We start from the raw sequence: 25,093 nt of genomic DNA, 5'->3' as shown, positions 1-25,093 counted from the left end.
CCCCGATCGCGATGGAAGAAGGTCTGCGCTTCGCGATCCGCGAAGGCGGCCGTACCGTCGGCGCCGGCGTGGTTGCAAAGATCGTCGAGTAAAGAGTTGTACTCCGGGTCGCGCGTGCGGCCCGGTTCGCGTTTTGCAGGGGCATAGCTCAATTGGCAGAGCGTCGGTCTCCAAAACCGAAGGTTGGGGGTTCGATTCCCTCTGCCCCTGCCACTCCGGTGGCCAAGCCGGACAAAATTTTGCGGAGTGCGTGCGCACTTCCGGATGCTCATGACTGACCAGTTGAAGCTTGCGCTGGCCATCGCCCTGTTGATTGCGGGTGTGGCCGGCTTTTATGTTTTTGCCGACCAGATCATGGCTGTGCGGGTGCTGTCCGTGCTCGCGGGTCTGGGTGCTGGTGTCGCGGTGGCGTGGTTCACCGAGCCGGGGCGGCGCTTCATCGTTTTTGCCAACGAGTCGGTGGCCGAGGCCAAGAAGGTTGCCTGGCCCAGCCGCAAGGAAACGCTGCAGACCACCGCCATCGTGTTCGGCTTCGTGGTCGTGATGGCGCTGTTCCTGTGGTTGACCGACAAGAGTCTCGAGTGGGTGTTGTACGACCTGATCCTGGGCTGGAAGAAATCATGAGCAAACGTTGGTACGTTGTGCACGCCTATTCCGGCTTCGAGAAGTCGGTTCAGCGCGCGCTGACCGAGCGTGTTGCGCGTTCGGGCATGCAGGACAAGTTCGGCCAGATTCTCGTGCCGGTCGAGGAAGTGATCGAAATGCGCGGCGGCCAGAAGGCCGTGTCCGAGCGCAAGTTCTTTCCTGGCTATGTGCTCGTCGAGATGGAGATGGACGAGGACAGCTGGCACCTGGTCAAGAGCACGCCGAAAGTGACCGGCTTTGTTGGCGGCTCGGCCAACAAGCCGACGCCGATTTCCGACAAGGAAGTCGACAAGATCATGCAGCAGATGCAGGAAGGGGTGGAGAAGCCCCGTCCCAAGGTGCTGTTCGAGGTGGGCGAGCTGGTGCGCGTCAAGGAAGGTCCTTTCACCGACTTCAATGGCTCGGTGGAAAGCGTCAATTACGAAAAGAGCCGTCTGCACGTGTCGGTGACCATCTTTGGTCGTGCGACGCCGGTCGAGCTCGAGTTTTCGCAGGTCGAGAAGGTCTGACCTGAAGTTCAAGGCGGTGCCGCAAGGCGCCGCCACGGTGCGCGGCAGGGCCTTTCGGGTCTGCCGCGTGATTGTTTCCGGCGCTCACGCGCCGGATGAGGAGTGGCCGGGCCTGAGTGTCCGCCACGCTATCACTCGCAAATGGAGTCATCATGGCGAAGAAAATCGTCGGCTACGTGAAGCTGCAAGTGCCGGCCGGCAAGGCGAACCCGTCGCCCCCGATCGGTCCCGCGCTGGGTCAGCGCGGTCTGAACATCATGGAGTTCTGCAAGGCGTTCAACGCGCAGACCCAGGGTATGGAACCGGGTCTGCCGATCCCGGTGGTGATCACCGCCTACGCGGACAAGTCCTTCACTTTCGTGATGAAGTCGCCCCCGGCGACCATCCTGATCAAGAAGGCTGCCGGCATCACCAAGGGCTCGCCGAAGCCGCACACCGACAAGGTCGGCAAGGTCACCCGCGCCCAGCTCGAAGAGATCGCGAAGGTGAAGAACAAGGATCTGACCGCTGCCGATCTGGATGCCGCTGTGCGCACGATCGCTGGTTCCGCCCGCAGCATGGGCATCACGGTGGAGGGCCTGTAATCATGGCAAAGCTCTCGAAGCGCGTTCAGGCGCTGCGCGCCAAGGTTGATCGCAACCGCGCATACCCGCTGGCCGACGCGCTGGCGCTGGTCAAGGAAACCGCCAACGCCAAGTTCGACGAGTCGGTCGATCTGGCCGTGAATCTGGGTATCGATGCGAAGAAGTCGGACCAGCTGGTCCGCGGCTCGGTCGTGTTGCCTGCTGGCACCGGCAAGAGCGTGCGCGTCGCCGTGTTCGCCCAGGGCGCCAAGGCCGAGGAAGCCAAGGCCGCTGGCGCCGATGTCGTCGGTTTCGACGATCTGGCCGCCCAGGTCAAGGAAGGCAATCTGAACTTCGACGTGGCCATCGCCACGCCGGACGCAATGCGCGTCGTCGGCGCGCTGGGCCAGATCCTTGGTCCGCGTGGCCTGATGCCGAACCCGAAGGTCGGCACCGTGACGATGGACGTGACCACCGCGGTCAAGAACGCCAAGGCCGGTCAGGTGCAGTACCGCACCGACAAGGGTGGCATCGTCCAGTGCACGGTCGGTCGCGCCTCCTTCACGCCGGAACAGCTGACGACCAACATCAAGGCTCTGATCGAAGCGCTGAACAAGGCGCGTCCGGCAGCCGCCAAGGGTGTCTACCTGCGCAAGGTGTCGGTGACGACCACCATGGGCGTCGGCATCCGCGTCGATCAGGCGACGGTGCAGTAAGGAATTGAATTCGCGCCTGGTTCGCCGGGCGCATGACAACAGGACTTTGGGCCGTCGCGGCCAGCATGGCGCGGCGGGTTGTCAAAGACCGCAGGTGCCCGCAAGGGTCTAATGGTGCGCAAGTGCCGCCTGCGCAGATGGCGTTACCCGACACAGGATGGATGGTGTCCTCACGGACAGTTTCTTCTCCTGAATACGGTCGCCGCACGTGGTTGATCCGGTGAGCAGTGATGCGATCCGGACGACTGTAATCATGGGAGTAGACCTTGGCACTCAATCTCGATCAGAAGAAGGAAGTGGTTGCCGGCGTATCCGCTGCAGTTGCGGGCGCGCAAGTAATCGTGATCGCCGAGAACAAAGGTCTGGAAGTGGGCGATGTCACGCGTTTGCGTGCCCAGGCCCGTGCGCAGGGCGTCTACCTGCGTGTTCTGAAGAACACGCTGGCTCGTCGCGCTGTTGCGGGTACCCCGTTCGAGGGGTTGGCGAATGAAATGACCGGTCCGCTGCTTTACGGCATGTCGGCCGATCCGGTTTCGGCCGCGAAGGTCATTCAGGATTTCGCCAAGGGCAACGACAAGCTGGTGATTCGCGGTGGCGCGCTGGCCAATTACGTCATGGACGCCGCTGGCGTCAAGGCGCTGGCCTCCATGCCGAGCCGCGAAGAACTGCTGGCCACCCTTCTGGGCACGATGCAGGCGCCGATCGCCAAGTTCGTTCAGACGCTCAACGAAGTTCCGGGCAAGTTTGTCCGTACCGTTGCAGCCCTGCGCGACGAACGCGAAAAGCAGTCCGCTTAAGTTCAGGCCTCAATTCAGATCAAGCAATCATCCGCGCGACTGCATGTTGATGCACCGCGCTTGAAACAGGAGTTTTGAAATGTCCGTTAGCAAAGACCAGATTCTGGAAGCCATCTCCGCCATGACCGTTCTCGAGCTGTCGCAGCTCATCAAGGACATGGAAGAGAAGTTCGGCGTGTCGGCTGCTGCCGCTGTGGCCGTTGCCGCCCCGGCTGCCGGCGCCGCTGCCCCGGCTGCTGAAGAGAAGACCGAATTCACCGTCGTTCTGGCCGCTGCCGGCGAGAAGAAGGTTGAAGTCATCAAGGTCGTGCGCGCAGTGACCGGCCTGGGCCTGAAGGAAGCCAAGGACCTGGTTGATGGCGCTCCGAAGCCCGTCAAGGAAGGCATCTCCAAGGCTGACGCTGAAGCCCTGAAGAAGCAGCTGGAAGAAGCCGGCGCCAAGGTCGAACTGAAGTAATTCGACTCTGGTTGGCGGGAGCGCGTGCTTTGCGGCACGCGCTCCCGTTGTCGTTTATGCAGCATGTTCGGAATACCAGGAAAACGCGGCACTAAACCGCCTTTTCCTTGTCTTCCGAAGCGATCACGGAAGACCGTCGTCGGTCGAGCGAAAGTCCCGCCTCGGGTGTTCAACCCGCGCTTTCGCTGTCAGCCCAGGGGTTGGTAGAGGCCAACCGCCGGTGACGCTGTCCTGATTGCATTCCGTGGTGAAACACGGGTCGCGCGCCGGGTGGCGCACGCTCCGTTTTCCCCGGCCATCGCACTCTTTGTCCGGAGATTTCATGGCCTATACCTACACCGAGAAGAAACGCATCCGCAAAAGTTTTGCCAAGCGCGATGCGGTGCTCGACGTGCCCTTCCTGCTGGCGACCCAGCTGGAGTCCTACACGCAGTTCCTGCAGACCGACGTGCCGCTCGAGCATCGTCGCAATCAGGGCCTGCAGGCCGCATTCACGTCGATCTTCCCGATCAGCTCGCACTCCGGCAATGCCCGTCTCGAGTTCGTCCATTACATGCTGGGCGAACCGGCCTTCGATGTGAAGGAATGTCATCAGCGCGGTCTGACCTTTGCCAGCCCGCTGCGCGCGCGCGTCCGTCTGGTCATCATGGACCGCGAAGCGCCGAAGGAAACGATCAAGGAAGTGAAGGAGCAGGAAGTGTACATGGGCGAAATTCCGCTCATGACGACCACCGGCTCCTTCGTCATCAATGGCACCGAGCGTGTCATCGTCAGCCAGTTGCACCGTTCGCCCGGCGTGTTCTTCGAGCACGACCGCGGCAAGACGCACAGTTCGGGCAAGCTGCTGTTCTCCGCCCGCATCATCCCGTATCGCGGCTCCTGGCTCGACTTCGAATTCGACCCGAAGGACTACCTGTACTTCCGCGTGGACCGTCGCCGCAAGATGCCGGTGACCATTCTGCTGAAGGCCATCGGCATGATGCCGGAACAGATCCTCGAAACCTTCTTCGACTTCGACAGCTTCAACCTGGCGTCGAAGAGCGGCATTCAGATGAAGCTGGTGCCGGAACGTCTGCGCGGCGAAATCGCCAAGTTCGACATCGTCGATGCGTCGGGTAAGGTCGTGGTCGCCAAGGACAAGCGCATCACCGCCAAGCACATCCGTGAACTGGCCGAATCGGGCACCGAATCCATCGCCGTGCCGGAAGACTTCCTGGTCGGCCGCGTGATCGCGACCGCCGTCGTCGATCAGGACAGCGGCGAGATCCTCGCCAACGCGAACGACGAAATCACCGAAGACCTGCTGGCCAAGATGTCGGCCGCCGGCGTCGGCGAGATCAGCACGCTGTACACCAACGATCTGGACCGCGGCCCCTACATCTCGCAGACCCTGCGTACCGATGAGACCGCCGATCAGTGGTCGGCCCGCGTGGCCATCTACCGCATGATGCGTCCGGGCGAGCCGCCCACCGAAGATGCGGTGGAAACGCTGTTCCACGGCCTGTTCTACTCGGAAGAGCGCTACGATCTGTCGGCTGTCGGCCGCATGAAGTTCAACCGCCGTGTCGGTCGTGACGCCATCGAAGGTGCGCCGACGCTGTCGAACGAAGACATCGTCGACGTGATCAGGATCCTGGTGGATCTGCGCAACGGCAAGGGCGAGATCGACGATATCGACCACCTCGGCAACCGCCGCGTGCGTTCGGTCGGCGAACTGGCCGAGAACCAGTTCCGCGCCGGTCTGGTGCGTGTCGAGCGTGCGGTGAAGGAACGCCTGTCGCAGGCCGAGTCGGACAACCTGATGCCGCATGACCTGATCAACGCCAAGCCGATTTCGGCCGCGATCAAGGAGTTCTTCGGTTCCAGCCAGCTGTCGCAGTTCATGGACCAGACCAACCCGCTGTCGGAGATCACGCACAAGCGTCGTGTGTCCGCTCTGGGTCCGGGCGGTCTGACGCGCGAGCGCGCAGGCTTCGAAGTGCGCGACGTGCACCCGACTCACTATGGTCGCGTGTGCCCGATCGAAACGCCTGAAGGTCCGAACATCGGCCTGATCAACTCGCTCGCGCTGTATGCCCGTACCAACAAGTACGGCTTCCTGGAAACGCCGTATCGCCGCGTCGATGCGGGCCGTGTGACGGACCAGATCGACTTCCTGTCCGCGATCGAGGAAGGCAAGTACGTGATCGCGCAGGCGAACGCCTCGCTGGACAGCGAGGGTGGCCTGAGCGACGAGCTGGTGTCCTGCCGCCACAAGGGCGAATTCATGCTGTCGACGCCGGATCAGGTCCAGTACATGGACATTGCGCCGGGCCAGATCGTGTCGGTCGCAGCGTCGCTGATTCCGTTCCTCGAACACGATGATGCAAACCGCGCACTGATGGGCGCCAACATGCAGCGTCAGGCGGTGCCCTGCCTGCGTCCGGAGAAGGCCTTCGTCGGTACCGGCATCGAGCGCACCGTGGCTGTCGACTCGGGTACCGCGGTACAGGCGCTGCGCGGCGGTGTGGTCGACTACGTCGATGCAAGCCGTGTCGTGGTCCGCGTCAATGACGAGGAAACCGTCCCGGGTGAAGTCGGCGTCGACATCTACAACCTGGTCAAGTACACCCGTTCCAACCAGAACACCAACATCAACCAGCGTCCGGTCGTGAAGATCGGCGACATCATCGCCAAGGGCGACGTGGTGGCCGACGGCGCCTCGACCGATCTCGGCGAACTGGCCCTCGGCCAGAACATGCTGGTCGCGTTCATGCCGTGGAACGGCTACAACTTCGAGGATTCGATCCTGCTGTCGGAGCGCGTCGTCGCTGAAGACCGTTTCACGTCGGTCCACATCGAAGAGCTGACCGTGGTCGCCCGCGACACCAAGCTGGGCCCCGAGGAAATCACGCGCGATATCGCGTCGCTCGGCGAAGCACAGCTCGGCCGTCTGGACGAGTCCGGCATCGTGTACATCGGCGCCGAAGTCGAAGCCGGCGACGTGCTGGTCGGCAAGGTGACGCCGAAGGGCGAAACCCAGCTGACGCCGGAAGAGAAGCTGTTGCGCGCCATCTTCGGCGAGAAGGCTTCGGACGTGAAGGACACCTCGCTGCGCGTGCCCTCGGGCATGAACGGCACGGTGATCGACGTGCAGGTGTTCACCCGCGAAGGCATCGAGCGCGACAAGCGCGCGCAGTCCATCATTGACGACATGCTGCGCGGCTATCGCCAGGATCTGGGCGACCAGATGCGCATCGTCGAACGCGACACCTTCGCCCGTATCGAGCGTCTGCTGATCGGCCGCGTGGCCAACGGCGGCCCGAAGCGCTTGGCCAAGGGCGCGACCATCACGCGCGAGTACCTGGACGGCGTCGAGCCGCACAGCTGGTTCGACATCCGCATGGCCGAAGAGGACATCGCTGGCCAGCTGGAAAGCCTGCGCGAATCGCTGGAGAAGACCCGCACCGACTTCGACCTCGCCTTCGAGCTGAAGAAGAAGAAGCTCACCCAGGGCGACGAGCTGCCGCCGGGTGTGCAGAAGATGGTCAAGGTCTATCTGGCGGTGAAGCGTCGTCTGCAGCCGGGCGACAAGATGGCCGGCCGCCACGGCAACAAGGGTGTGGTGTCGAAGATCACGCCGATCGAAGACATGCCCTACATGGAAGACGGCACCTCGGTCGATATCGTGCTGAACCCGCTGGGCGTGCCGTCGCGGATGAACATCGGTCAGATCCTGGAAACCCACCTTGGCATGGCTGCTCGCGGCCTGGGCAAGAAGATCGACGCGATGCTGCGCCGTCAGGCCAATATGGCCGAACTGCGCGCCTTCCTCGACGAGATCTACAACCGCAGCGGCACCAGTGAAGATATCGCCTCGCTGAACGACGGCGAAGTGCTGGAACTGGCGAGCAACCTGAAGCACGGCGTGCCGTTCGCGACGCCGGTGTTCGACGGTGCGCACGAAGGTGAGATCCGCCGCATGCTGGAACTGGCCGACATGCCGGCTGGCGGCCAGATGACGCTGTACGACGGCCGCACCGGCGAGGCCTTCGAACGCCAGGTCACCGTGGGCTACATGCACGTGCTGAAGCTGCATCACCTGGTCGACGACAAGATGCACGCCCGTTCGACCGGCCCGTACTCGCTCGTCACGCAGCAGCCGCTGGGCGGCAAGGCGCAGTTCGGTGGTCAGCGTTTCGGTGAAATGGAAGTGTGGGCGCTGGAAGCGTATGGCGCTTCCTACACGCTGCAGGAAATGCTCACCGTGAAGTCCGATGACGTGACCGGCCGTACCAAGGTCTACGAAAACATCGTCAAGGGCGAGCACAAGATCGATGCCGGCATGCCGGAGTCGTTCAACGTGCTGGTGAAGGAAATCCGATCCCTGGCCATCGACATTGATTTGGAGCGGTTCTAGGACTGGGCGCGAAAGCGTTCCGCCTAGCCCCTAGCCACTAGCCCCAAAGGAGTTGCCATGAAAGCATTGCTGGATCTTTTCAAGCAGGTCACGCAGGAAGAAGAGTTCGACGCGATCACCATCGGTCTCGCGTCGCCGGACAAGATCCGTTCCTGGTCCTACGGCGAAGTCAAGAAGCCGGAAACGATCAACTACCGCACCTTCAAGCCGGAGCGGGACGGTCTGTTCTGCGCCAAGATCTTCGGCCCGGTCAAGGATTACGAGTGTCTGTGCGGCAAGTACAAGCGTCTGAAGCATCGCGGCGTCATCTGCGAGAAGTGCGGCGTTGAAGTCACGCTGTCCAAGGTGCGTCGCGAGCGCATGGGCCACATCGAGCTGGCCAGCCCGACCGCGCACATCTGGTTCCTGAAGTCGCTGCCGTCGCGTCTGGGCATGGTGCTCGACATGACGCTGCGCGACATCGAGCGCGTGCTGTACTTCGAAGGCTATGTCGTCGTCGATCCGGGCATGACGCCGCTGAACCGCGGCCAGCTGCTGTCGGAAGACGACTATCTGGCCAAGGTCGAGGAGTACGGCGACGACTTCACCGCGTTCATGGGTGCGGAAGGCGTGCGCGGCATGCTGCGTTCGCTCGACCTGAACCGTGAAGTCGAGAAGCTTCGCGGCGAGCTGGAAGCCACCAGCTCAGAAGCGAAGATGAAGAAGATTTCCAAGCGTCTGAAGATTCTGGAAGGCTTCCAGCATTCCGGCATCAAGCCCGAGTGGATGATTCTGGAAGTGCTGCCCGTGCTGCCGCCGGACCTGCGTCCGCTGGTGCCACTGGACGGCGGTCGTTTCGCGACCTCCGATCTGAACGACCTGTACCGCCGCGTCATCAACCGCAACAACCGCCTGAAGCGCCTGTTGGAACTGAAGGCGCCTGAAATCATCGTGCGCAACGAAAAGCGCATGCTGCAGGAGGCGGTGGATTCGCTGCTCGACAACGGTCGTCGCGGCAAGGCGATGACCGGTGCCAACAAGCGCCCGCTGAAGTCGCTGGCCGACATGATCAAGGGCAAGGGCGGCCGTTTCCGTCAGAACCTGCTGGGCAAGCGCGTCGACTACTCCGGCCGTTCGGTCATCGTGGTCGGTCCGCAGCTCAAGCTGCATCAGTGCGGCCTGCCGAAGAAGATGGCGCTCGAGCTGTTCAAGCCCTTCATCTTCAACAAGCTCGAACTGAACGGCATGGCGACCACCATCAAGGCCGCCAAGAAGCTGGTCGAGCAGGAAGTGCCGGAGGTGTGGGACATCCTGGAAGAGGTGATCCGCGAACATCCGGTCATGCTGAACCGCGCGCCGACGCTGCACCGTCTCGGCATCCAGGCGTTCGAGCCGACGCTGATCGAAGGCAAGGCCATTCAGCTGCACCCGCTGGTCTGCGTGGCGTTCAACGCCGACTTCGACGGTGACCAGATGGCCGTCCACGTGCCGCTGTCGCTGGAAGCGCAGATGGAAGCGCGCACGCTGATGCTGGCGTCGAACAACGTGCTGTCGCCCGCCAACGGCGAGCCGATCATCGTGCCGTCGCAGGACATCGTGCTCGGTCTGTACTACGCCACCCGCGCCAAGATCAATGGCAAGGGCGAAGGCATGATGTTCGCGAACGTGAACGAAATGCGCCGCGCCTACGAGAACGGCTTCGTCGAACTGCACTCGAAGGTGGCGGTGCGCATCCGCGAAGTCGAAGTCGTCGACGGTGAGAAGCGCGAGAAGATCACGCGCTACGACACCACGGTCGGTCGCGCCATGCTGGCAGAAATCCTGCCGCCGGGCCTGCCGTTCTCGGTGCTCGACAAGCCGCTGAAGAAGAAGGAAATCTCGAAGCTGGTAAACCACAGCTTCCGTCGCTGCGGCCTGCGCGAAACCGTCATCTTTGCCGACAAGCTGATGCAGGCCGGTTTCGGTCTCGCGACCCGCGCCGGCATTTCGATCGCGGTGAAGGACATGCTGGTGCCGGACGCCAAGCACACCATCATCAGCGCTGCCGAAGCGGAGGTGAAGGAAATCGCCCAGCAGTACACCTCGGGTCTGGTGACCGACGGCGAGCGCTACAACAAGGTGGTGGACATCTGGGGCCGCGCCGGTGACCAGGTCGCAAAGGCGATGATGGACCAGCTCGGTCAGGAAGATACGGTCGATCGCAACGGCAACACGGTGAAGCAGGAGTCGTTCAACTCCATCTACATGATGGCCGACTCCGGTGCCCGCGGTTCCGCCGCCCAGATCCGTCAGCTTGCCGGTATGCGGGGCCTGATGGCGAAGCCGGACGGCTCCATCATCGAAACGCCGATCACGACGAACTTCCGTGAAGGTCTGAACGTTCTGCAGTACTTCATCTCGACCCACGGCGCCCGTAAGGGTCTGGCCGATACGGCGCTGAAGACCGCGAACTCCGGTTACCTGACCCGTCGTCTGGTCGATGTGACGCAGGATCTGGTGGTCACCGAAGACGATTGCGGCACGGCCGAAGGCTTCGTCATGAAGGCGCTGGTCGAGGGCGGTGAAGTGATCGAGCCGCTGCGCGAGCGGGTGCTCGGCCGCGTGACGGCTGCCGACGTCGTCAATCCGGAGACGCAGGAAACGGTGATCTACGCCGGTGAACTGATCGACGAAGACCGTTGCGATCTGATGGATTCGCTCGGCGTCGATGAGGTGAAGGTGCGTACGCCGCTGACCTGCGAAACGCGCTACGGCCTGTGCGCCCAGTGCTACGGTCGCGACCTCGGTCGCGGCCAGATCGTGAACGCCGGCGAGGCGGTAGGCGTGATCGCCGCTCAGTCGATTGGTGAGCCGGGCACGCAGCTGACCATGCGTACCTTCCACGTCGGTGGTGCGGCTTCGCGAGCTGCCGCCGCCAGCGGTGTGGAGGCAAAGAGCGCGGGTGTCATCCGCTTCACGCAGAACATGCGCTACGTCACCAGTGCGAAGAACGAGAAGATCGTCATCGCGCGCAGTGCCGAAATCATCATCACCGATGATCACGGGCGTGAGCGCGAGCGCCACAAGGTGCCGTACGGTGCGACGCTGCAGGTCGATGAAGGTCAGACCATCAAGGCCGGTACCGGCCTGGCGACCTGGGATCCGCATACCCGCCCCATCATTACCGAGTACTCGGGCATCGTGCGCTTCGAACACGTCGAGGAAGGCGTGACCGTGGCGAAGCAGGTCGATGACGTGACCGGCCTGACGACGCTGGTGGTTATCGATCCGAAGCGTCGCAGCACCAGCACCAAGGGCCTGCGCCCGCAGGTGAAGCTGCTGACCGAGTCGGGCGACGAAGTGAAGATCGCCGGTACCGATACGGCCGTGTCGATCACCTTCCAGGTGGGTTGCATCATCACCGTGAAGGACGGTCAGGCGGTCAGCGTTGGTGACGTGCTGGCGCGCATCCCGCAGGAGTCCGCGAAGACTCGCGACATTACCGGTGGTCTGCCGCGCGTGGCCGAGCTGTTCGAGGCCCGTTCGCCGAAGGACGCAGGCCTGCTGGCCGAAGTCACCGGTACGGTGTCGTTCGGCAAGGACACCAAGGGCAAGCAGCGTCTGGTGATCACCGAGCCGGATGGCACGGTGAACGAGTTCCTGATCCCGAAGGACAAGCACGTCACGGTGCACGACGGCCAGGTGGTGAACAAGGGCGAGGTGATCGTCGACGGCGCAGTCGAGCCGCACGACATCCTGCGTCTGAAGGGTGTCGAGGAACTGGCGCGCTACATCATCGACGAAGTGCAGGACGTGTACCGTCTGCAGGGCGTGAAGATCAACGACAAGCACATCGAGGTGATCGTCCGCCAGATGCTGCGTCGCGTGGTCATCGTCGATTCCGGCGATTCGAAGTTCATCCGCGAGGAACAGGTCGAACGTTCCGAGGTGCTCGACGAGAACGATCGTCTGGTCGCCGAGGGCAAGCGTCCGGCCGAATACCAGTACATGCTGCTGGGTATTACCAAGGCCTCGCTGTCGACCGACTCGTTCATCTCCGCGGCGTCCTTCCAGGAAACGACGCGCGTGCTGACCGAGGCGGCCATCATGGGCAAGCGCGACGAACTGCGCGGCCTGAAGGAAAACGTCATCGTCGGTCGCCTGATCCCGGCCGGTACGGGTCTGGCCTACCACCGCACCCGTCGTGCCCAGGCTGTCGGCGACGACGCCGCGGCAGCCGATCGCGTGCTGTTCGGTGATGACCCCGTGACGGCGGACGCCGATGCGGGTGAAGCGCAGTAATCGTCTTACGCAGTAGAGAGCACAACCCCGCGGTATTTGGACAATGCCGCGGGGTTGACCCTGTTGTTTTTATGTGCCTATAATCCGGCCTCTTTGTGGGTCCGCCAACCGTAGCGGGCTCAAGGCGAACGAGTCGCGGAGGCGGGCCACTGGATAGGCGTCGCCTCCGGTCTTTTGGAATCTCGAAAAAATGCCAACCATCAATCAGCTTGTACGCAAGCCGCGCACGTCGCCGGTAAGCAAATCCAAGGTGCCGGCTCTCGAAGCCTGCCCGCAAAAGCGCGGCGTCTGCACCCGCGTGTACACCACGACCCCGAAGAAGCCGAACTCGGCGCTGCGTAAGGTCGCCAAGGTGCGTCTGACCAACGGCTTCGAGGTCATTTCCTACATCGGCGGTGAAGGCCACAACCTGCAGGAGCACTCGGTTGTGCTGATTCGCGGCGGCCGTGTGAAGGATCTGCCGGGTGTGCGCTACCACATCGTCCGCGGCTCGCTCGATCTTCAGGGTGTGAAGGATCGTAAGCAGTCCCGTTCGAAGTACGGCGCCAAGCGTCCGAAGAAAGCGTAATCGCAAGAGATTGAGGGGTTAAAAAATGCCGCGTCGTCGCGAAGTACCCAAGCGGGACATTCTGCCGGATCCGAAATTCGGTAGTGTCGAGCTTTCCAAGTTTGTCAATGTGCTGATGTCTGCCGGCAAGAAGTCTGTTGCCGAGCGTATCGTCTATGGCGCCTTTGACCAGATCAAGACCAAGAGTGGCAAGGATCCGCTCGAGGTGTTTTCCCAGGCGATCAACAACGTCAAGCCGGTGGTTGAGGTGAAGAGCCGCCGTGTTGGTGGTGCCAACTACCAGGTCCCGGTTGAGGTGCGTCCGTCGCGTCGCATGGCGCTGTCGATGCGCTGGCTGCGTGAGGCTGCGCGCAAGCGTTCCGAGAAGTCGATGGGGCTGCGTCTGGCTGCCGAGCTGCTGGAAGCGGCTGAGGGTCGCGGCGCTGCAATGAAGAAGCGAGACGAAGTTCACCGGATGGCGGATGCCAACAAGGCGTTCTCGCACTTCCGCTTCTGATTCCAAATTTCGCTTAACTGACTGGCCGCCACTTGTGGCGGCCTCTTGTTTCAAAGGACTGTATCGTGGCACGCAAGACACCGATCGAGCGCTACCGGAACATCGGCATTTCCGCTCACATCGACGCCGGCAAGACGACGACGACCGAGCGGATTCTTTACTACACCGGCGTCAACCACAAGCTGGGTGAGGTGCATGATGGCGCCGCCACGACGGACTGGATGGAACAGGAGCAGGAGCGTGGCATCACGATCACCTCCGCTGCCGTGACCACCTTCTGGAAGGGCATGGGCGGCAACTATCCCGAACACCGCATCAACATCATCGACACCCCGGGTCACGTCGACTTCACGATCGAAGTCGAGCGCTCGATGCGCGTGCTCGACGGTGCGTGCATGGTCTATTGCGCGGTGGGTGGCGTTCAGCCGCAGTCGGAAACCGTGTGGCGTCAGGCCAACAAGTACGGTGTGCCGCGTCTCGCCTTCGTGAACAAGATGGACCGTACCGGTGCCAACTTCTTCAAGGTGTACGAGCAGCTGAAGACTCGTCTGAGCGCGAATCCGGTCCCGGTGGTTGTGCCCATCGGCGCGGAAGAGAACTTCAAGGGTGTCGTTGACCTCATCAAAATGAAGGCCATTCTGTGGGATGAGGCTTCGCAGGGCATCAAGTTCTCGTACGAGGACATTCCTGCCGAGCTGCAATCCACGTGTGAGGAGTGGCGTGAGAAGATGGTCGAGGCGGCGGCCGAGTCCAGCGAAGAGATGATGAACAAGTACCTCGAGAGCGGTGAGCTCTCCGAGGCTGAGATCATCCTGGGTCTGCGCACTCGCACCATCGCTGGCGAGATCCAGCCGATGCTGTGCGGTACCGCATTCAAGAACAAGGGTGTGCAGCGCATGCTGGATGCCGTCGTCGACTTCCTGCCGTCCCCGGTTGATATTCCGCCGGTCAAGGGCATCGGTGAAAACGACGAGCAGGTTGAGCGTGCAGCGGCTGACGACGAGAAGTTCTCGGCACTCGCGTTCAAACTGATGTCGGACAAGTACGTCGGTCAGCTCACCTTCATTCGCGTCTATTCGGGCGTTCTGAAGTCCGGTGATACGGTGTACAACCCGGTCAAGGGCAAGAAGGAACGTATCGGCCGCCTGGTGCAGATGCACGCCAACGATCGCCAGGAAATCGAAGAGGTTCGTGCGGGCGACATCGCTGCTGCGATCGGCCTTCAGTCGGTGACCACTGGTGAAACGTTGTGTGATCCCGATGCCGAAGTCACGCTCGAGCGCATGGAATTCCCGGAGCCGGTGATTCACGTCGCCGTCGAGCCGAAGACCAAGGGTGACCAGGAAAAGATGGGCCTGGCGCTGGGTCGTCTGGCGCAGGAGGATCCGTCCTTCCGCGTGCGTACCGACGAAGAATCCGGTCAGACCGTCATTTCGGGCATGGGTGAGTTGCACCTCGAAATCATCGTTGATCGCATGAAGCGCGAGTTCGGTGTCGAGGCAAACGTTGGTGCGCCGCAGGTGGCCTATCGCGAGGCCGTGCGCAAGTCGGTTGAGCAGGAAGGCAAGTTCGTCAAGCAGTCCGGTGGTCGCGGTCAGTACGGCCACGTCTGGATCAAGCTTGAGCCGAACGAGCCGGGTAAGGGCTATCAGTTCGTCGATGCGATCAAGGGCGGTACCGTGCCGCGCGAGTTCATCCCGGCGGTCGATCGCGGCCTGCAGGAGACCCTGCCGAACGGCGTTCTGGCTGGCTTCCCGGTGGTGGACGTCAAGGTCACTCTGTTTGATGGCTCCTACCACGACGTGGACTCGAACGAAAACGCGTTCAAGATGGCTGCTTCGATGGCCTTCAAGGATGCGATGCGCAAGGCCAGCCCGGTTCTGCTCGAGCCGATGATGGCCGTCGAGGTAGAGACGCCTGAGGACTACATGGGCAACGTCATGGGTGACCTGTCCGGTCGTCGCGGCATCGTCCAGGGCATGGAAGACCTGCCGGGTGGTATCAAGGCAATCAAGGCTGAAGTGCCGCTCGCGTCGATGTTCGGTTACTCGACCACGCTGCGCTCGCTGAGCCAAGGTCGCGCAACCTACTCGATGGAATTCAAGCATTACGCGGAAGCGCCCAAGAACGTCGCTGACGCCATCATCAACAAGAAGTGAGTTTTGGGATTTAGGGGTTAGAAATGGCAAAGGGAAAGTTTGAGCGCACCAAGCCGCACGTGAACGTGGGCACGATTGGTCACGTTGACCATGGCAAGACGACGCTGACGGCGGCGATCACGACGGTGCTGGCGGCCAAGTTTGGCGGTTCGGCCAAGGCCTACGACCAGATCGACGCGGCGCCGGAAGAGAAGGCGCGCGGCATCACGATCAACACCGCGCACGTGGAATACGAGACGGCCAACCGCCACTACGCCCACGTGGACTGCCCCGGCCACGCCGACTATGTGAAGAACATGATCACCGGAGCCGCCCAGATGGACGGTGCCGTGCTGGTGTGCTCGGCCGCTGACGGCCCCATGCCCCAGACCCGCGAGCACATCCTGCTGGCGCGCCAAGTGGGCGTGCCTTACATCATCGTGTTCCTGAACAAGTGCGACATGGTTGACGACGCCGAGCTGCTCGAGCTGGTTGAAATGGAAGTGCGCGAGCTGCTGTCGAAGTACGACTTCCCGGGCGACGACGTGCCCATCGTCAAGGGCTCGGCTCTGAAGGCGCTGGAAGGCGACAAGACCGACCTGGGCGAAGGTGCCATCATGGCGCTGGCCGCTGCGCTGGACAGCTACATCCCGACGCCGGAGCGCGCAGTGGATGGCGCCTTCCTGATGCCGATCGAAGACGTGTTCTCGATCTCGGGTCGCGGCACCGTGGTGACCGGTCGTATCGAGCGCGGTATCGTGAAGGTCGGTGAGGAAATCGAAATCGTCGGTATCAAGCCGACGGTGAAGACCACCTGCACCGGCGTTGAAATGTTCCGCAAGCTGCTGGATCAGGGTCAGGCGGGCGACAACGTTGGCGTGCTGCTGCGCGGCACCAAGCGTGAAGACGTGGAGCGTGGTCAGGTTCTGGCCAAGCCGGGCTCGATCAAGCCGCACACGCATTTCACGGCCGAGATCTACGTGCTGTCGAAGGAAGAAGGCGGTCGTCACACGCCGTTCTTCAACGGCTACCGCCCGCAGTTCTACTTCCGTACGACGGATGTGACCGGCTCGATCGAACTGCCGGCCGGTACCGAAATGGTGATGCCGGGTGACAACGTGTCGATCACGGTGAAGCTGATCGCCCCGATCGCGATGGAAGAAGGTCTGCGCTTCGCGATCCGCGAAGGCGGCCGTACTGTCGGCGCCGGCGTGGTTGCAAAGATCGTCGAATAATTAGTACAATCGTCAGCTTTTGCGCCGGGTGGCTTGTGCTACCCGGCTTTGCTCTTTCGCTCTTTGGGAAAATCCAATGCAAAGCCAGAAGATCCGTATCCGCCTCAAGGCATTCGACTATCGCCTGATCGATCAGTCGGCTCTTGAGATCGTGGATACCGCAAAGCGCACCGGTGCCGTCGTTCGTGGTCCCGTGCCGCTGCCGACCCGCATCGAGCGTTTCAATGTGCTGCGTTCGCCGCACGTGAACAAGAGTTCGCGCGATCAGTTCGAAATCCGTACCCATGTTCGCCTGATGGACATCATCGATCCGACCGACAAGACCGTCGACGCATTGATGAAGCTCGATCTGCCGGCGGGTGTGGATGTCGAGATCAAGCTTCAGTAAGTGCAGTCTTTTCCGGCGTTCTTTTTGCCGGTAAGCGTCATCGGATGTTCCGGTGGCAGTTGAAACGGATCCCGGTCAATCGCAACCGGGATGAGGAGAAAAACATGACTCTAGGCCTTGTGGGTCGCAAGGTCGGCATGACGCGTATTTTCACCGATGACGGGCAAACCGTTCCGGTGACGGTCGTGGATGTGTCGAACAATCGCGTCACCCAGATCAAGACAGCAGAAACCGACGGTTACACGTCGGTGCAGGTCGCTTTCGGCAAGCGTCGCGCTACTCGCGTGAACAAAGCCGCCGCAGGTCATTTCGCCAAGGCAGGTGTCGAGGCCGGTGAGGTGCTGCGTGAATTCCGTGTGGACGCTGGCAAGCTCGCCGAATTCAAGGCGGGTGATGTGATCAGCCCCGCCTCGGTGTTTTCGGTAGGCCAGAAGGTCGATGTGACGGGTACGTCCATCGGTAAGGGCTTTGCCGGTGCCATCAAGCGCCACAACTTCTCGTCCAACCGTGCGTCGCACGGTAACTCGATCTCACACAACTCGCCGGGCTCGATCGGTATGGCGCAGGACCCGGGTCGCGTTTTCCCGGGCAAGCGCATGGCCGGTCACCTCGGTGACGTCAAGTGCACCCAACAGGGGCTGGAGGTCGTGCGTATCGACGAGGCCCGTCAGCTGCTGCTCATCAAGGGCGCAATTCCGGGTTCCAAGGGCGGCGACGTTGTCGTGCTGCCGGCGGTCAAGGGCTGAGGAGAGCGCGATGGCTGAATTGAAGGTTTTGAACGACGCCGGTCAACAGGCGGCGACGGTGCAGGCACCGGACGCGCTGTTCGCCCGCGAATACAACGAAGCGCTGGTTCATCAGGTGGTCGTGGCCTATCAGGCCAACGCTCGCCAGGGTACCCGCGCTCAGAAGGATCGTACGCTGGTCAAGCACACCACGCGCAAGCCGTGGCGTCAGAAGGGCACCGGTCGCGCACGCGCCGGTATGTCCTCCAGCCCGCTGTGGCGTGGCGGCGGTCGCATCTTCCCGAACTCGCCCGACGAGAACTTCTCGCAGAAGGTCAATCGCAAGATGTATCGCGCCGGCATCGCCGCGATCCTCTCGCAGCTGGCTCGCGAAGACCGCATCGCTGTGGTCGAGAGTTTCAATGTCGAGGCTCCGAAGACCAAGCTGCTGTCGAGCAAGCTCAAGGGCATGGGTCTGGATTCGGTGCTCGTGATCACCGACGAACTCGATGAGAACCTGTTCCTGTCTTCGCGCAACCTGCACAACGTGCTGGTCCTGGAAGCGCACGAGACGGATCCGGTGTCGCTCATCCGCTTCGGCAAGGTGCTGGTCACGCGCAGCGCGATGAGCAAATTCGAGGAGATGTGGGCATGAGCAACTTTTCGCAGGAAAGGCTGATGCAGGTTCTGCTCGCGCCGCAGATTTCCGAGAAGGCGACCTTTATTGCCGACCGTAACAACCAGGTCGTGTTCAAGGTTGCGCCGGATGCTACCAAGCCGGAGATCAAGGCTGCGGTCGAACTGCTGTTCAGCAAGGGCGACAACAAGATCGAAGTCCTGTCGGTTCAGGTCCTGAACGTGAAAGGCAAGATCAAGCGTTTTGGCCGCACGTTCGGCCGTCGCAGCGACTGGAAGAAGGCCTTTGTGCGTATCAAGCCGGGCCAGGACATCGAGTTCGCTGAAGGAGGGGCTGTCTAATGGCACTCGTCAAAGTCAAGCCGACTTCGGCCGGCCGCCGTGCCGTCGTCAAGGTCGTCAATCCGACCCTGTACAAGGGCCGTCCGGTTGATTCGCTCACCGAGAGTCAGAACAAGACCTCGGGTCGCAACAATCACGGCCGGATCACGACCCGTCACAAGGGTGGTGGTCACCGTCAGCAGTATCGCGTGATCGATTTCCGTCGCAACAAGGACGGCATCGTCGCTACGGTCGAGCGCATCGAGTACGACCCGAACCGTTCGGCGCATATCGCGCTGCTGTGCTACGCCGATGGCGAGCGCCGCTACATCATTGCTCCGAAGGGCATGGTGGTCGGTCAGCAGGTGGTCAGTGGTTCGGAAGCGCCGATCAAGTCGGGCAACGCTCTGCCGCTGCGTAACATTCCGGTCGGTTCGACGGTGCATTGCATCGAAATGACGCCGGGCAAGGGCGCGCAGCTGGCGCGCGCTGCGGGTACGTCAGTTCAGTTGCTGGCGCGCGAAGGCACCTACGCCCAACTGCGTCTGCGTTCCGGTGAAATCCGTCGTGTGCACGTTGAGTGCCGCGCGACCATCGGCGAAGTGGGCAACGAAGAAAACAACCTGCGCAAGCTTGGCAAGGCCGGCGCAACCCGTTGGCGCGGTGTGCGTCCGACGGTTCGCGGTACCGTGATGAACCCGATCGATCACCCGCACGGTGGTGGTGAGGGTCGTACCGGTGAAGGCCGCGTTCCCGTCAGCCCGTGGGGTCAGCCGACCAAGGGCTACCGCACCCGCAGCAACAAGCGCACGAGCAACATGATCGTGCAGCGCCGCTACAAGCGATAAGAGGTAGGCAATGGCACGTTCAATCAAGAAAGGCCCGTTCGTCGACGCCCACCTGCTGGCCAAGGTGGACACGGCTCGCGCGTCGAATGACAAGCGTCCGATCAAGACCTGGTCGCGTCGTTCGACCGTCCTGCCGGACTTCATCGGTCTCACCATCGCCGTGCATAACGGTCGCCAGCATATTCCGGTCTATGTTTCGGAAAACATGGTCGGTCACAAGCTGGGCGAGTTTGCGCTGACCCGTACGTTCAAGGGTCACACCGCAGGCAAGAAAGCGAAGAAGTAAGGAGCGATGACAATGGAAACCCGTGCAAATCTTCGCGGTGTGCGTCTGTCGGCGCAAAAGGGTCGGCTGGTCGCCGATCTGATCCGCGGCAAGTCGGTCAGTCAGGCTCTGAATATTCTGGCTTTCAGCCCCAAGAAGGGCGCAAAGATCATCAAGAAGGTCGTCGAGTCCGCAATCGCCAATGCCGAGCATAACGATGGTGCCGATATCGACAGCCTCAAGGTGAAGACCATTTACGTGGAAAAGGGTGTTGTGCTCAAGCGCTTCACCGCCCGGGCCAAGGGACGCGGTAATCGCATCGTGAAGCCGACCTGCCACGTGTTCGTCACGGTTGGAGACTGAAGGTTATGGGACAGAAGATTCATCCGACCGGCTTCCGTCTGGCGGTCACGCATAACTGGGCTTCGCGCTGGTTCGCGTCCAGCAAGGACTTCCCGCGCATGCTCAATCAGGATCTGCAGGTTCGCGCGTTCCTGAAGAAGAAGCTGGCGCACGCGTCCGTCGGCCGCGTGGTCATCGAGCGCCCGGCGAAGAATGCCCGTATCACCGTGTACTCGGCCCGTCCGGGCGTGGTGATCGGCAAGAAGGGCGAAGAGATCGAGCTGATCAAGGCGCAACTGGCCAAGATGATGGGCGTGCCGGTGCACGTCAACATCGAGGAAATCCGCAAGCCGGAGATCGACGCGCAACTGATCGCCGATTCGATCGCCCAGCAGCTCGAGAAGCGCATCATGTTCCGCCGCGCGATGAAGCGCGCCATGCAGAACGCAATGCGCCTCGGCGCCCAGGGCATCAAGATCATGTCGTCGGGTCGCCTGAACGGTATCGAGATTGCTCGCCGTGAGTGGTATCGCGAAGGTCGCGTGCCGCTGCACACGCTGCGTGCAGACATCGATTACGGTACGTCGGAAGCGAAGACGACCTACGGTGTGATCGGTATCAAGGTGTGGGTGTTCAAGGGTGAGATGCTCGCCCGCGGCGAAGCGCCTGCTGTTACCGAAGAAAACGATAACGCACGTCGTCCGCGTCGTGACGGTCGTCGCCCCGAAGGCGACAACCGCCCGGCAGGCCGCCGTCCCGCTCGTGATGCGAAGCCCGAAGGCGGCGCACCGGCAGGGGATGCCGACGTGAAGTCCACTCAGCAACGAGTCAGAAAGTCAGGAGCTAGCAATGCTGCAGCCGGCGAGAAGAAAGTACCGTAAGGAGCAGAAGGGCCGCAATACGGGCCTCGCCACCCGCGGCACCAAGGTTTCCTTTGGCGAGTACGGTCTCAAGGCCACGTCGCGCGGTCGTCTGACGGCTCGTCAGATTGAATCCGCACGTCGTGCGATGACGCGTCACATCAAGCGCGGTGGTCGTATCTGGATTCGCATTTTCCCCGACAAGCCGATCTCGAAGAAGCCGGCGGAAGTGCGTATGGGTAACGGCAAGGGCAATCCGGAATACTGGGTTGCGGAAATTCAGCCGGGCAAGGTGCTGTACGAGATGGACGGCGTCGACGAGGCGCTGGCGCGCGAGGCGTTCCGCCTGGCAGCAGCCAAGCTCCCGCTCGAAACCACCTTTGTCGTGCGACAGCTGGGGTAAGCGATGAAAGCCAAGGATCTGCGGACGAAAGATGCCGCTGAATTGAACAAGGAGTTGATGGATCTCCTGAAGGCGCAGTTTTCGATGCGCATGCAGAAGGCCACTCAACAGCTGACCAACACCAGCGAACTTAAGAACGTGCGCCGCGATATCGCGCGCGTTCGTACCCTGCTGCAACAGAAAGCGAGTACGAAATGAGCGAGACCAATCAAAAGGTTCATCGCACGCTGGTCGGCCGAGTGGTCAGCGACAAGATGGACAAGACCGTGACCGTTCTGGTGGAGCGTCGTGTGAAGCACCCGCTCTACGGCAAGGTGATTATGCGGTCGAAGAAGTATCACGCGCACGTCGAAGGCCTCGAAGCGCACGAAGGCGATCTGGTTCAGATCGAAGAGTGCCGCCCGATCAGCCGTACGAAGGCGTGGAAGGTTACGCAGGTTGTAGAACAGGCTCGCGTGATCTGAAGATGTATTTCAGGGAGGGGCTTGTGTAGTCCCTCCCTGCGTGCTATTGTGGCGCGCTTTGCTTCGCCGAGCCTCAAAGTTTTGTTGGGCTCGTCCTACACCCTGACGGGTCCAAGACTGACCGCTCTCAGAGCGGGATAAGTTGGAGATAACAAATGATCCAGATGCAATCCATGCTGAACGTGGCCGACAACACCGGCGCGCGCTCGGTCATGTGTATCAAGGTGCTGGGTGGTTCCAAGCGCCGTTACGCCGGTATTGGCGATGTGATCAAGGTCAGCATCAAGGATGCTGCGCCCCGCGGTCGCGTCAAGAAGGGCGAGGTCTATAACGCGGTGGTTGTTCGCACTGCGAAGGGTGTGCGTCGTCCGGACGGTTCGCTCGTGAAGTTCGACGGCAATGCCGCAGTGCTTCTGAACAACAAGCTCGAGCCGATCGGTACCCGCATTTTCGGGCCGGTCACGCGTGAGCTGCGCGGCGAGCGTTTCATGAAGATCGTTTCGCTGGCGCCGGAAGTTCTCTGAGGCCAGGCTGGAGAGTCAGATGGAAAAGATTCGCAAGGGCGATGAAGTGGTGGTGCTGACGGGCAAGGATCGCGGTCGCCGCGGTACCGTGCTGCGTCGCGTTGATGAGCGCTCGGTTCTGGTTGAGGGCGTAAACCGCGTGAAGAAGCATCAGCGGCCGAACCCGATGAAGGGTCAGCAGGGCGGCATCGTCGAGAAGGAAATGCCGATCGACATTTCGAATGTTGCGCTGTTCAACCCGGCCACCAGCAAGGGTGATCGTGTGGGCATCAAGACGCTTGAAGACGGTACGAAGGTCCGTTTCTTCAAGTCGAATGGCGAGTTGGTCAAGGCTTAAGGAACGACAATGGCGCGCTTGCAAGATTTTTACAAAGCAACCGTTGTGGGCGATTTGACGGCTCGCTTCGGTTACAAGTCGGTGATGGAAGTTCCGCGCATCACCAAGATCACGCTGAACATGGGTGTCGGCGAAGCGGTGGGTGACAAGAAGGTTCTTGAGCACGCCGTGGGCGACATGGTCAAGATCGCTGGTCAGAAGCCGGTCGTCACCAAGGCCCGTAAGGCCATCGCGGGTTTCAAGATCCGTGAGGGTTATCCGATCGGCTGCATGGTGACGCTGCGCGGTCCCCGCATGTTCGAATTCCTGGATCGTCTGATCACCGTGGCGATGCCGCGCGTGCGTGACTTCCGTGGTGTGTCCGGCAAGGGTTTCGACGGCCGTGGCAACTACAACATCGGCATCAAGGAACAGATCATTTTCCCGGAAATCGAGTACGACAAGGTCGACAAGGTCCGTGGAATGAACATCAGCATCACGACGACCGCCAAGACCGACGAGGAAGCCAAGGCTCTGCTCGCCGCGTTCAAGTTCCCGTTCAAGAATTGAGGTTGCCATGGCCAAGTTGGCATTGAAAAACCGTGAAGAGAAGCGTGAGAAGCTGGTCGCTAAGTTTGCTGCCAAGCGCGCTGCGCTCGAGGCTGTCATCGCTGACATGTCCGCGTCCGACGAAGATCGTGCTTCCGCTCGCCTGAAGCTGCAAGCGCTGCCGCGCAATTCCAGCCCGACGCGTCTTCGCAATCGTTGCGAGCAGACCGGGCGTCCGCGCGGTGTGTTCCGCAAATTCGGTCTTTGCCGCAACAAGTTGCGTGAAGCGGCCTTCCGCGGCGAAGTGCCCGGCATGGTCAAGGCTAGTTGGTAACAGGGGTACAAGATGAGCATGAGTGATCCGATTGCGGACATGCTGACCCGCATCCGCAATGCACAAATGGCACAGAAGGGCTCTGTTGTCATGCCGTCCTCGAAACTCAAGGTGGCGATCGCCGGGGTGCTGCAGTCCGAAGGTTATATCGACGGTTTCAGCGTGCGCACCGATGGTGGCAAGGCTGAGCTGGAACTGGTCCTGAAGTATTACTCGGGCCGCCCCGTCATCGAGCGCATCGAGCGCGTCAGTCGTCCTGGTCTTCGCGTTTACCGCGGCATGGACGATCTGCCTCGCGTGATGAACGGTCTGGGTGTGGCCATCGTTTCGACGCCCCGTGGCGTCATGACCGATCGCAAGGCCCGCGCCGAGAAGGTCGGCGGCGAAGTGCTGTGCATCGTGGCTTGAGGACGAAGACATGTCACGTATTGCAAAGAATCCAGTTGTTGTACCGAAGGGTGTCGACGTTGCCCTGAGCAACGGCGAGCTGTCGGTCAAGGGTCCGCTCGGCCAGATCCGCCGCGTGATCAACCCGGCTGTTTCGGTCACTGTCGATGGCGGCGAGATCCGTTTCGGTCAGATCGAAGGCGCCGAGAATACCAAGGCGCTTTCCGGGACCATGCGCGCGCTGGTCGCGAACATGGTTCAGGGTGTCACCCAGGGTTTCGAGCGCAAGCTGCTGCTGGTCGGCGTGGGCTACAAGGCGCAGGCGCAAGGCGACAAGCTGAACCTGTCGCTTGGTTTCTCGCACCCGGTCGTTCATCAGATGCCCGAAGGCATCAAAGTGGAAACGCCGGCGCCGACGGAAATCCGCATCAAGGGTGTCGACAAGCAACTCGTTGGTCAGGTCGCCGCTGAAGTCCGCGCGTATCGCCAGCCCGAGCCGTACAAGGGTAAGGGCGTTCGCTACGCGGACGAAGTGGTGGTGATCAAAGAGACCAAGAAGAAGTAAGGGTGACGAACATGGACAAGAACATTTCCCGTCTGCGCCGCTCCCGCCAGACCCGTGCGCGCATCGCCCAACTGAAGGCCGTTCGTCTGTCGGTTCACCGCAGCAACAGCCACATCTACGCGCAGGTCTATTCCGGTTGCGGCACCCGCGTGCTCGCGGCTGCGTCGACCATCGAAGAGTCGGTGCGCAAGGAAGTGAGCAACGGCGGCAACGTGAAGGCGGCCACGCTGGTCGGCAAGCTGATTGCCGAGCGCGCTCGCGCGCAAGGTATCGAGCAGGTGGCATTCGATCGTGGTGGTTTCAAGTACCACGGCCGTATCAAGGCGCTCGCTGAGGCCGCCCGCGAAGGCGGTCTCAAGTTCTAACTGATCAGGCGACTCAAG

At 61.5% G+C, this 25,093-nt stretch carries 30 protein-coding genes, 1 tRNA gene and 1 pseudogene; all 32 read left to right on the top strand.

What is annotated here, in order from left to right; translation table 11 throughout:
• Nucleotides 1-92 (top strand): annotated as a pseudogene (locus IV112_RS04030) (elongation factor Tu); the annotation flags it as partial.
• Between the two features lie 45 nt (nucleotides 93-137).
• A tRNA-Trp gene (locus IV112_RS04025) sits at nucleotides 138-213 on the top strand.
• 57 nt (nucleotides 214-270) lie between these two features.
• Complete coding sequence (gene secE, locus IV112_RS04020) at nucleotides 271-624, top strand: preprotein translocase subunit SecE (protein ID WP_304001134.1); 354 nt, start codon at nucleotides 271-273, stop codon at nucleotides 622-624.
• Nucleotides 621-1,154, top strand: a complete 534-nt coding sequence (gene nusG / locus IV112_RS04015) for a transcription termination/antitermination protein NusG (RefSeq protein WP_019915273.1) — start codon at nucleotides 621-623, stop codon at nucleotides 1,152-1,154. Before secE ends, nusG begins: the two co-directional genes overlap by 4 nt.
• 152 nt (nucleotides 1,155-1,306) lie before the next feature.
• Nucleotides 1,307-1,738 (top strand): 50S ribosomal protein L11, encoded by a 432-nt coding sequence (gene rplK, locus IV112_RS04010; RefSeq protein ID WP_018228072.1) that lies wholly within the window; start codon nucleotides 1,307-1,309, stop codon nucleotides 1,736-1,738.
• 2 nt (nucleotides 1,739-1,740) lie between these two features.
• Nucleotides 1,741-2,433: a 50S ribosomal protein L1 gene (gene rplA, locus IV112_RS04005; protein WP_304001133.1), complete on the top strand. Its 693-nt coding sequence runs from the start codon at nucleotides 1,741-1,743 to the stop codon at nucleotides 2,431-2,433.
• A 266-nt stretch (nucleotides 2,434-2,699) separates the two neighbouring features.
• Nucleotides 2,700-3,230, top strand: a complete 531-nt coding sequence (gene rplJ / locus IV112_RS04000) for a 50S ribosomal protein L10 (protein WP_019915271.1) — start codon at nucleotides 2,700-2,702, stop codon at nucleotides 3,228-3,230.
• Nucleotides 3,231-3,309: 79 nt separating this feature from the next.
• Nucleotides 3,310-3,687, top strand: a complete 378-nt coding sequence (gene rplL / locus IV112_RS03995) for a 50S ribosomal protein L7/L12 (protein ID WP_019915269.1) — start codon at nucleotides 3,310-3,312, stop codon at nucleotides 3,685-3,687.
• Nucleotides 3,688-4,009: 322 nt separating this feature from the next.
• Nucleotides 4,010-8,086: a DNA-directed RNA polymerase subunit beta gene (rpoB, locus tag IV112_RS03990; RefSeq protein ID WP_304001132.1), complete on the top strand. Its 4,077-nt coding sequence runs from the start codon at nucleotides 4,010-4,012 to the stop codon at nucleotides 8,084-8,086.
• 57 nt (nucleotides 8,087-8,143) lie between these two features.
• The gene (gene rpoC / locus IV112_RS03985) at nucleotides 8,144-12,346 is read left to right on the top strand and encodes a DNA-directed RNA polymerase subunit beta' (RefSeq protein ID WP_304001131.1); all 4,203 of its coding nucleotides are present in this window, start codon (nucleotides 8,144-8,146) and stop codon (nucleotides 12,344-12,346) included.
• Between the two features lie 190 nt (nucleotides 12,347-12,536).
• Nucleotides 12,537-12,914, top strand: a complete 378-nt coding sequence (gene rpsL / locus IV112_RS03980) for a 30S ribosomal protein S12 (protein ID WP_008061703.1) — start codon at nucleotides 12,537-12,539, stop codon at nucleotides 12,912-12,914.
• Between the two features lie 25 nt (nucleotides 12,915-12,939).
• Complete coding sequence (gene rpsG / locus IV112_RS03975) at nucleotides 12,940-13,410, top strand: 30S ribosomal protein S7 (protein ID WP_019915266.1); 471 nt, start codon at nucleotides 12,940-12,942, stop codon at nucleotides 13,408-13,410.
• Nucleotides 13,411-13,475: 65 nt separating this feature from the next.
• Nucleotides 13,476-15,569 carry an elongation factor G gene (gene fusA / locus IV112_RS03970; protein ID WP_304001130.1) on the top strand — a complete coding sequence of 698 codons (2,094 nt, stop codon included), beginning with the start codon at nucleotides 13,476-13,478 and terminating at the stop codon, nucleotides 15,567-15,569.
• 23 nt (nucleotides 15,570-15,592) lie between these two features.
• Entirely contained in the window at nucleotides 15,593-16,783 is a 1,191-nt protein-coding gene (gene tuf / locus IV112_RS03965; protein WP_304001129.1) for an elongation factor Tu, read from the top strand.
• 76 nt (nucleotides 16,784-16,859) lie between these two features.
• On the top strand, nucleotides 16,860-17,171 hold the full coding sequence (gene rpsJ, locus IV112_RS03960) for a 30S ribosomal protein S10 (RefSeq protein ID WP_018413334.1): 312 nt from the start codon (nucleotides 16,860-16,862) through the stop codon (nucleotides 17,169-17,171).
• A gap of 104 nt (nucleotides 17,172-17,275) precedes the next feature.
• Entirely contained in the window at nucleotides 17,276-17,917 is a 642-nt protein-coding gene (gene rplC / locus IV112_RS03955) for a 50S ribosomal protein L3 (protein ID WP_024300633.1), read from the top strand.
• A 10-nt stretch (nucleotides 17,918-17,927) separates the two neighbouring features.
• Nucleotides 17,928-18,551, top strand: a complete 624-nt coding sequence (rplD, locus tag IV112_RS03950; protein ID WP_304001128.1) for a 50S ribosomal protein L4 — start codon at nucleotides 17,928-17,930, stop codon at nucleotides 18,549-18,551.
• Nucleotides 18,548-18,874: a 50S ribosomal protein L23 gene (rplW, locus tag IV112_RS03945; RefSeq protein ID WP_020163428.1), complete on the top strand. Its 327-nt coding sequence runs from the start codon at nucleotides 18,548-18,550 to the stop codon at nucleotides 18,872-18,874. The genes rplD and rplW overlap by 4 nt, the downstream gene beginning before the upstream one ends.
• A complete protein-coding gene (rplB, locus tag IV112_RS03940; protein WP_304001127.1) occupies nucleotides 18,874-19,701 on the top strand; it encodes a 50S ribosomal protein L2 in 828 nt (275 codons plus the stop codon). Before rplW ends, rplB begins: the two co-directional genes overlap by 1 nt.
• A gap of 10 nt (nucleotides 19,702-19,711) precedes the next feature.
• On the top strand, nucleotides 19,712-19,987 hold the full coding sequence (gene rpsS / locus IV112_RS03935; RefSeq protein WP_008061716.1) for a 30S ribosomal protein S19: 276 nt from the start codon (nucleotides 19,712-19,714) through the stop codon (nucleotides 19,985-19,987).
• Nucleotides 19,988-19,999: 12 nt separating this feature from the next.
• On the top strand, nucleotides 20,000-20,329 hold the full coding sequence (gene rplV, locus IV112_RS03930; RefSeq protein ID WP_020163430.1) for a 50S ribosomal protein L22: 330 nt from the start codon (nucleotides 20,000-20,002) through the stop codon (nucleotides 20,327-20,329).
• Nucleotides 20,330-20,334: 5 nt separating this feature from the next.
• Nucleotides 20,335-21,189, top strand: a complete 855-nt coding sequence (gene rpsC, locus IV112_RS03925) for a 30S ribosomal protein S3 (RefSeq protein ID WP_019919625.1) — start codon at nucleotides 20,335-20,337, stop codon at nucleotides 21,187-21,189.
• The gene (gene rplP, locus IV112_RS03920) at nucleotides 21,158-21,571 is read left to right on the top strand and encodes a 50S ribosomal protein L16 (protein WP_008061728.1); all 414 of its coding nucleotides are present in this window, start codon (nucleotides 21,158-21,160) and stop codon (nucleotides 21,569-21,571) included. Before rpsC ends, rplP begins: the two co-directional genes overlap by 32 nt.
• Nucleotides 21,572-21,574: 3 nt before the next feature.
• On the top strand, nucleotides 21,575-21,769 hold the full coding sequence (gene rpmC / locus IV112_RS03915; RefSeq protein ID WP_019919624.1) for a 50S ribosomal protein L29: 195 nt from the start codon (nucleotides 21,575-21,577) through the stop codon (nucleotides 21,767-21,769).
• On the top strand, nucleotides 21,766-22,035 hold the full coding sequence (gene rpsQ / locus IV112_RS03910) for a 30S ribosomal protein S17 (protein ID WP_018228087.1): 270 nt from the start codon (nucleotides 21,766-21,768) through the stop codon (nucleotides 22,033-22,035). The genes rpmC and rpsQ overlap by 4 nt, the downstream gene beginning before the upstream one ends.
• A gap of 155 nt (nucleotides 22,036-22,190) precedes the next feature.
• On the top strand, nucleotides 22,191-22,559 hold the full coding sequence (gene rplN, locus IV112_RS03905; RefSeq protein WP_008061731.1) for a 50S ribosomal protein L14: 369 nt from the start codon (nucleotides 22,191-22,193) through the stop codon (nucleotides 22,557-22,559).
• 19 nt (nucleotides 22,560-22,578) lie between these two features.
• A complete protein-coding gene (rplX, locus tag IV112_RS03900; RefSeq protein WP_019919623.1) occupies nucleotides 22,579-22,896 on the top strand; it encodes a 50S ribosomal protein L24 in 318 nt (105 codons plus the stop codon).
• A 9-nt stretch (nucleotides 22,897-22,905) separates the two neighbouring features.
• On the top strand, nucleotides 22,906-23,445 hold the full coding sequence (rplE, locus tag IV112_RS03895; protein WP_019919622.1) for a 50S ribosomal protein L5: 540 nt from the start codon (nucleotides 22,906-22,908) through the stop codon (nucleotides 23,443-23,445).
• Between the two features lie 7 nt (nucleotides 23,446-23,452).
• Nucleotides 23,453-23,758 carry a 30S ribosomal protein S14 gene (rpsN, locus tag IV112_RS03890; protein WP_019919621.1) on the top strand — a complete coding sequence of 102 codons (306 nt, stop codon included), beginning with the start codon at nucleotides 23,453-23,455 and terminating at the stop codon, nucleotides 23,756-23,758.
• A gap of 12 nt (nucleotides 23,759-23,770) precedes the next feature.
• Nucleotides 23,771-24,166 carry a 30S ribosomal protein S8 gene (gene rpsH / locus IV112_RS03885; protein WP_019919620.1) on the top strand — a complete coding sequence of 132 codons (396 nt, stop codon included), beginning with the start codon at nucleotides 23,771-23,773 and terminating at the stop codon, nucleotides 24,164-24,166.
• Between the two features lie 10 nt (nucleotides 24,167-24,176).
• Nucleotides 24,177-24,710: a 50S ribosomal protein L6 gene (gene rplF / locus IV112_RS03880; protein WP_304001126.1), complete on the top strand. Its 534-nt coding sequence runs from the start codon at nucleotides 24,177-24,179 to the stop codon at nucleotides 24,708-24,710.
• Between the two features lie 11 nt (nucleotides 24,711-24,721).
• Entirely contained in the window at nucleotides 24,722-25,075 is a 354-nt protein-coding gene (gene rplR, locus IV112_RS03875) for a 50S ribosomal protein L18 (protein WP_019919618.1), read from the top strand.
• Nucleotides 25,076-25,093: the final 18 nt, after the last annotated feature.

This window comes from Methyloversatilis discipulorum (assembly GCF_018780585.1).
Classification (GTDB): Bacteria; Pseudomonadota; Gammaproteobacteria; order Burkholderiales; family Rhodocyclaceae; genus Methyloversatilis; species Methyloversatilis discipulorum_B.
This window is presented reverse-complemented; position numbering and strand designations above follow the sequence as displayed.

Bases quoted from the DNA above. Each gene is read 5' to 3' on its own strand.
- secE (WP_304001134.1), top strand. From the start codon at position 271: ATGACTGACCAGTTGAAGCTTGCGCTGGCCATCGCCCTGTTGATTGCG.
- rpsS (WP_008061716.1), top strand. From the start codon at position 19,712: ATGGCACGTTCAATCAAGAAAGGCCCGTTCGTCGACGCCCACCTGCTG.
- rplB (WP_304001127.1), top strand. From the start codon at position 18,874: ATGGCACTCGTCAAAGTCAAGCCGACTTCGGCCGGCCGCCGTGCCGTC.
- rpsL (WP_008061703.1), top strand. From the start codon at position 12,537: ATGCCAACCATCAATCAGCTTGTACGCAAGCCGCGCACGTCGCCGGTA.
- rpsJ (WP_018413334.1), top strand. From the start codon at position 16,860: ATGCAAAGCCAGAAGATCCGTATCCGCCTCAAGGCATTCGACTATCGC.
- rpsQ (WP_018228087.1), top strand. From the start codon at position 21,766: ATGAGCGAGACCAATCAAAAGGTTCATCGCACGCTGGTCGGCCGAGTG.
- rplD (WP_304001128.1), top strand. From the start codon at position 17,928: ATGGCTGAATTGAAGGTTTTGAACGACGCCGGTCAACAGGCGGCGACG.
- rpoC (WP_304001131.1), top strand. From the start codon at position 8,144: ATGAAAGCATTGCTGGATCTTTTCAAGCAGGTCACGCAGGAAGAAGAG.
- rpsG (WP_019915266.1), top strand. From the start codon at position 12,940: ATGCCGCGTCGTCGCGAAGTACCCAAGCGGGACATTCTGCCGGATCCG.
- rplC (WP_024300633.1), top strand. From the start codon at position 17,276: ATGACTCTAGGCCTTGTGGGTCGCAAGGTCGGCATGACGCGTATTTTC.
- rplK (WP_018228072.1), top strand. From the start codon at position 1,307: ATGGCGAAGAAAATCGTCGGCTACGTGAAGCTGCAAGTGCCGGCCGGC.
- rpmC (WP_019919624.1), top strand. From the start codon at position 21,575: ATGAAAGCCAAGGATCTGCGGACGAAAGATGCCGCTGAATTGAACAAG.
- rpoB (WP_304001132.1), top strand. From the start codon at position 4,010: ATGGCCTATACCTACACCGAGAAGAAACGCATCCGCAAAAGTTTTGCC.
- rplR (WP_019919618.1), top strand. From the start codon at position 24,722: ATGGACAAGAACATTTCCCGTCTGCGCCGCTCCCGCCAGACCCGTGCG.
- rpsC (WP_019919625.1), top strand. From the start codon at position 20,335: ATGGGACAGAAGATTCATCCGACCGGCTTCCGTCTGGCGGTCACGCAT.
- rpsH (WP_019919620.1), top strand. From the start codon at position 23,771: ATGAGCATGAGTGATCCGATTGCGGACATGCTGACCCGCATCCGCAAT.
- rplP (WP_008061728.1), top strand. From the start codon at position 21,158: ATGCTGCAGCCGGCGAGAAGAAAGTACCGTAAGGAGCAGAAGGGCCGC.
- rpsN (WP_019919621.1), top strand. From the start codon at position 23,453: ATGGCCAAGTTGGCATTGAAAAACCGTGAAGAGAAGCGTGAGAAGCTG.
- rplV (WP_020163430.1), top strand. From the start codon at position 20,000: ATGGAAACCCGTGCAAATCTTCGCGGTGTGCGTCTGTCGGCGCAAAAG.
- rplX (WP_019919623.1), top strand. From the start codon at position 22,579: ATGGAAAAGATTCGCAAGGGCGATGAAGTGGTGGTGCTGACGGGCAAG.
- rplL (WP_019915269.1), top strand. From the start codon at position 3,310: ATGTCCGTTAGCAAAGACCAGATTCTGGAAGCCATCTCCGCCATGACC.
- rplE (WP_019919622.1), top strand. From the start codon at position 22,906: ATGGCGCGCTTGCAAGATTTTTACAAAGCAACCGTTGTGGGCGATTTG.
- rplA (WP_304001133.1), top strand. From the start codon at position 1,741: ATGGCAAAGCTCTCGAAGCGCGTTCAGGCGCTGCGCGCCAAGGTTGAT.
- nusG (WP_019915273.1), top strand. From the start codon at position 621: ATGAGCAAACGTTGGTACGTTGTGCACGCCTATTCCGGCTTCGAGAAG.
- rplN (WP_008061731.1), top strand. From the start codon at position 22,191: ATGATCCAGATGCAATCCATGCTGAACGTGGCCGACAACACCGGCGCG.
- rplW (WP_020163428.1), top strand. From the start codon at position 18,548: ATGAGCAACTTTTCGCAGGAAAGGCTGATGCAGGTTCTGCTCGCGCCG.
- rplF (WP_304001126.1), top strand. From the start codon at position 24,177: ATGTCACGTATTGCAAAGAATCCAGTTGTTGTACCGAAGGGTGTCGAC.
- tuf (WP_304001129.1), top strand. From the start codon at position 15,593: ATGGCAAAGGGAAAGTTTGAGCGCACCAAGCCGCACGTGAACGTGGGC.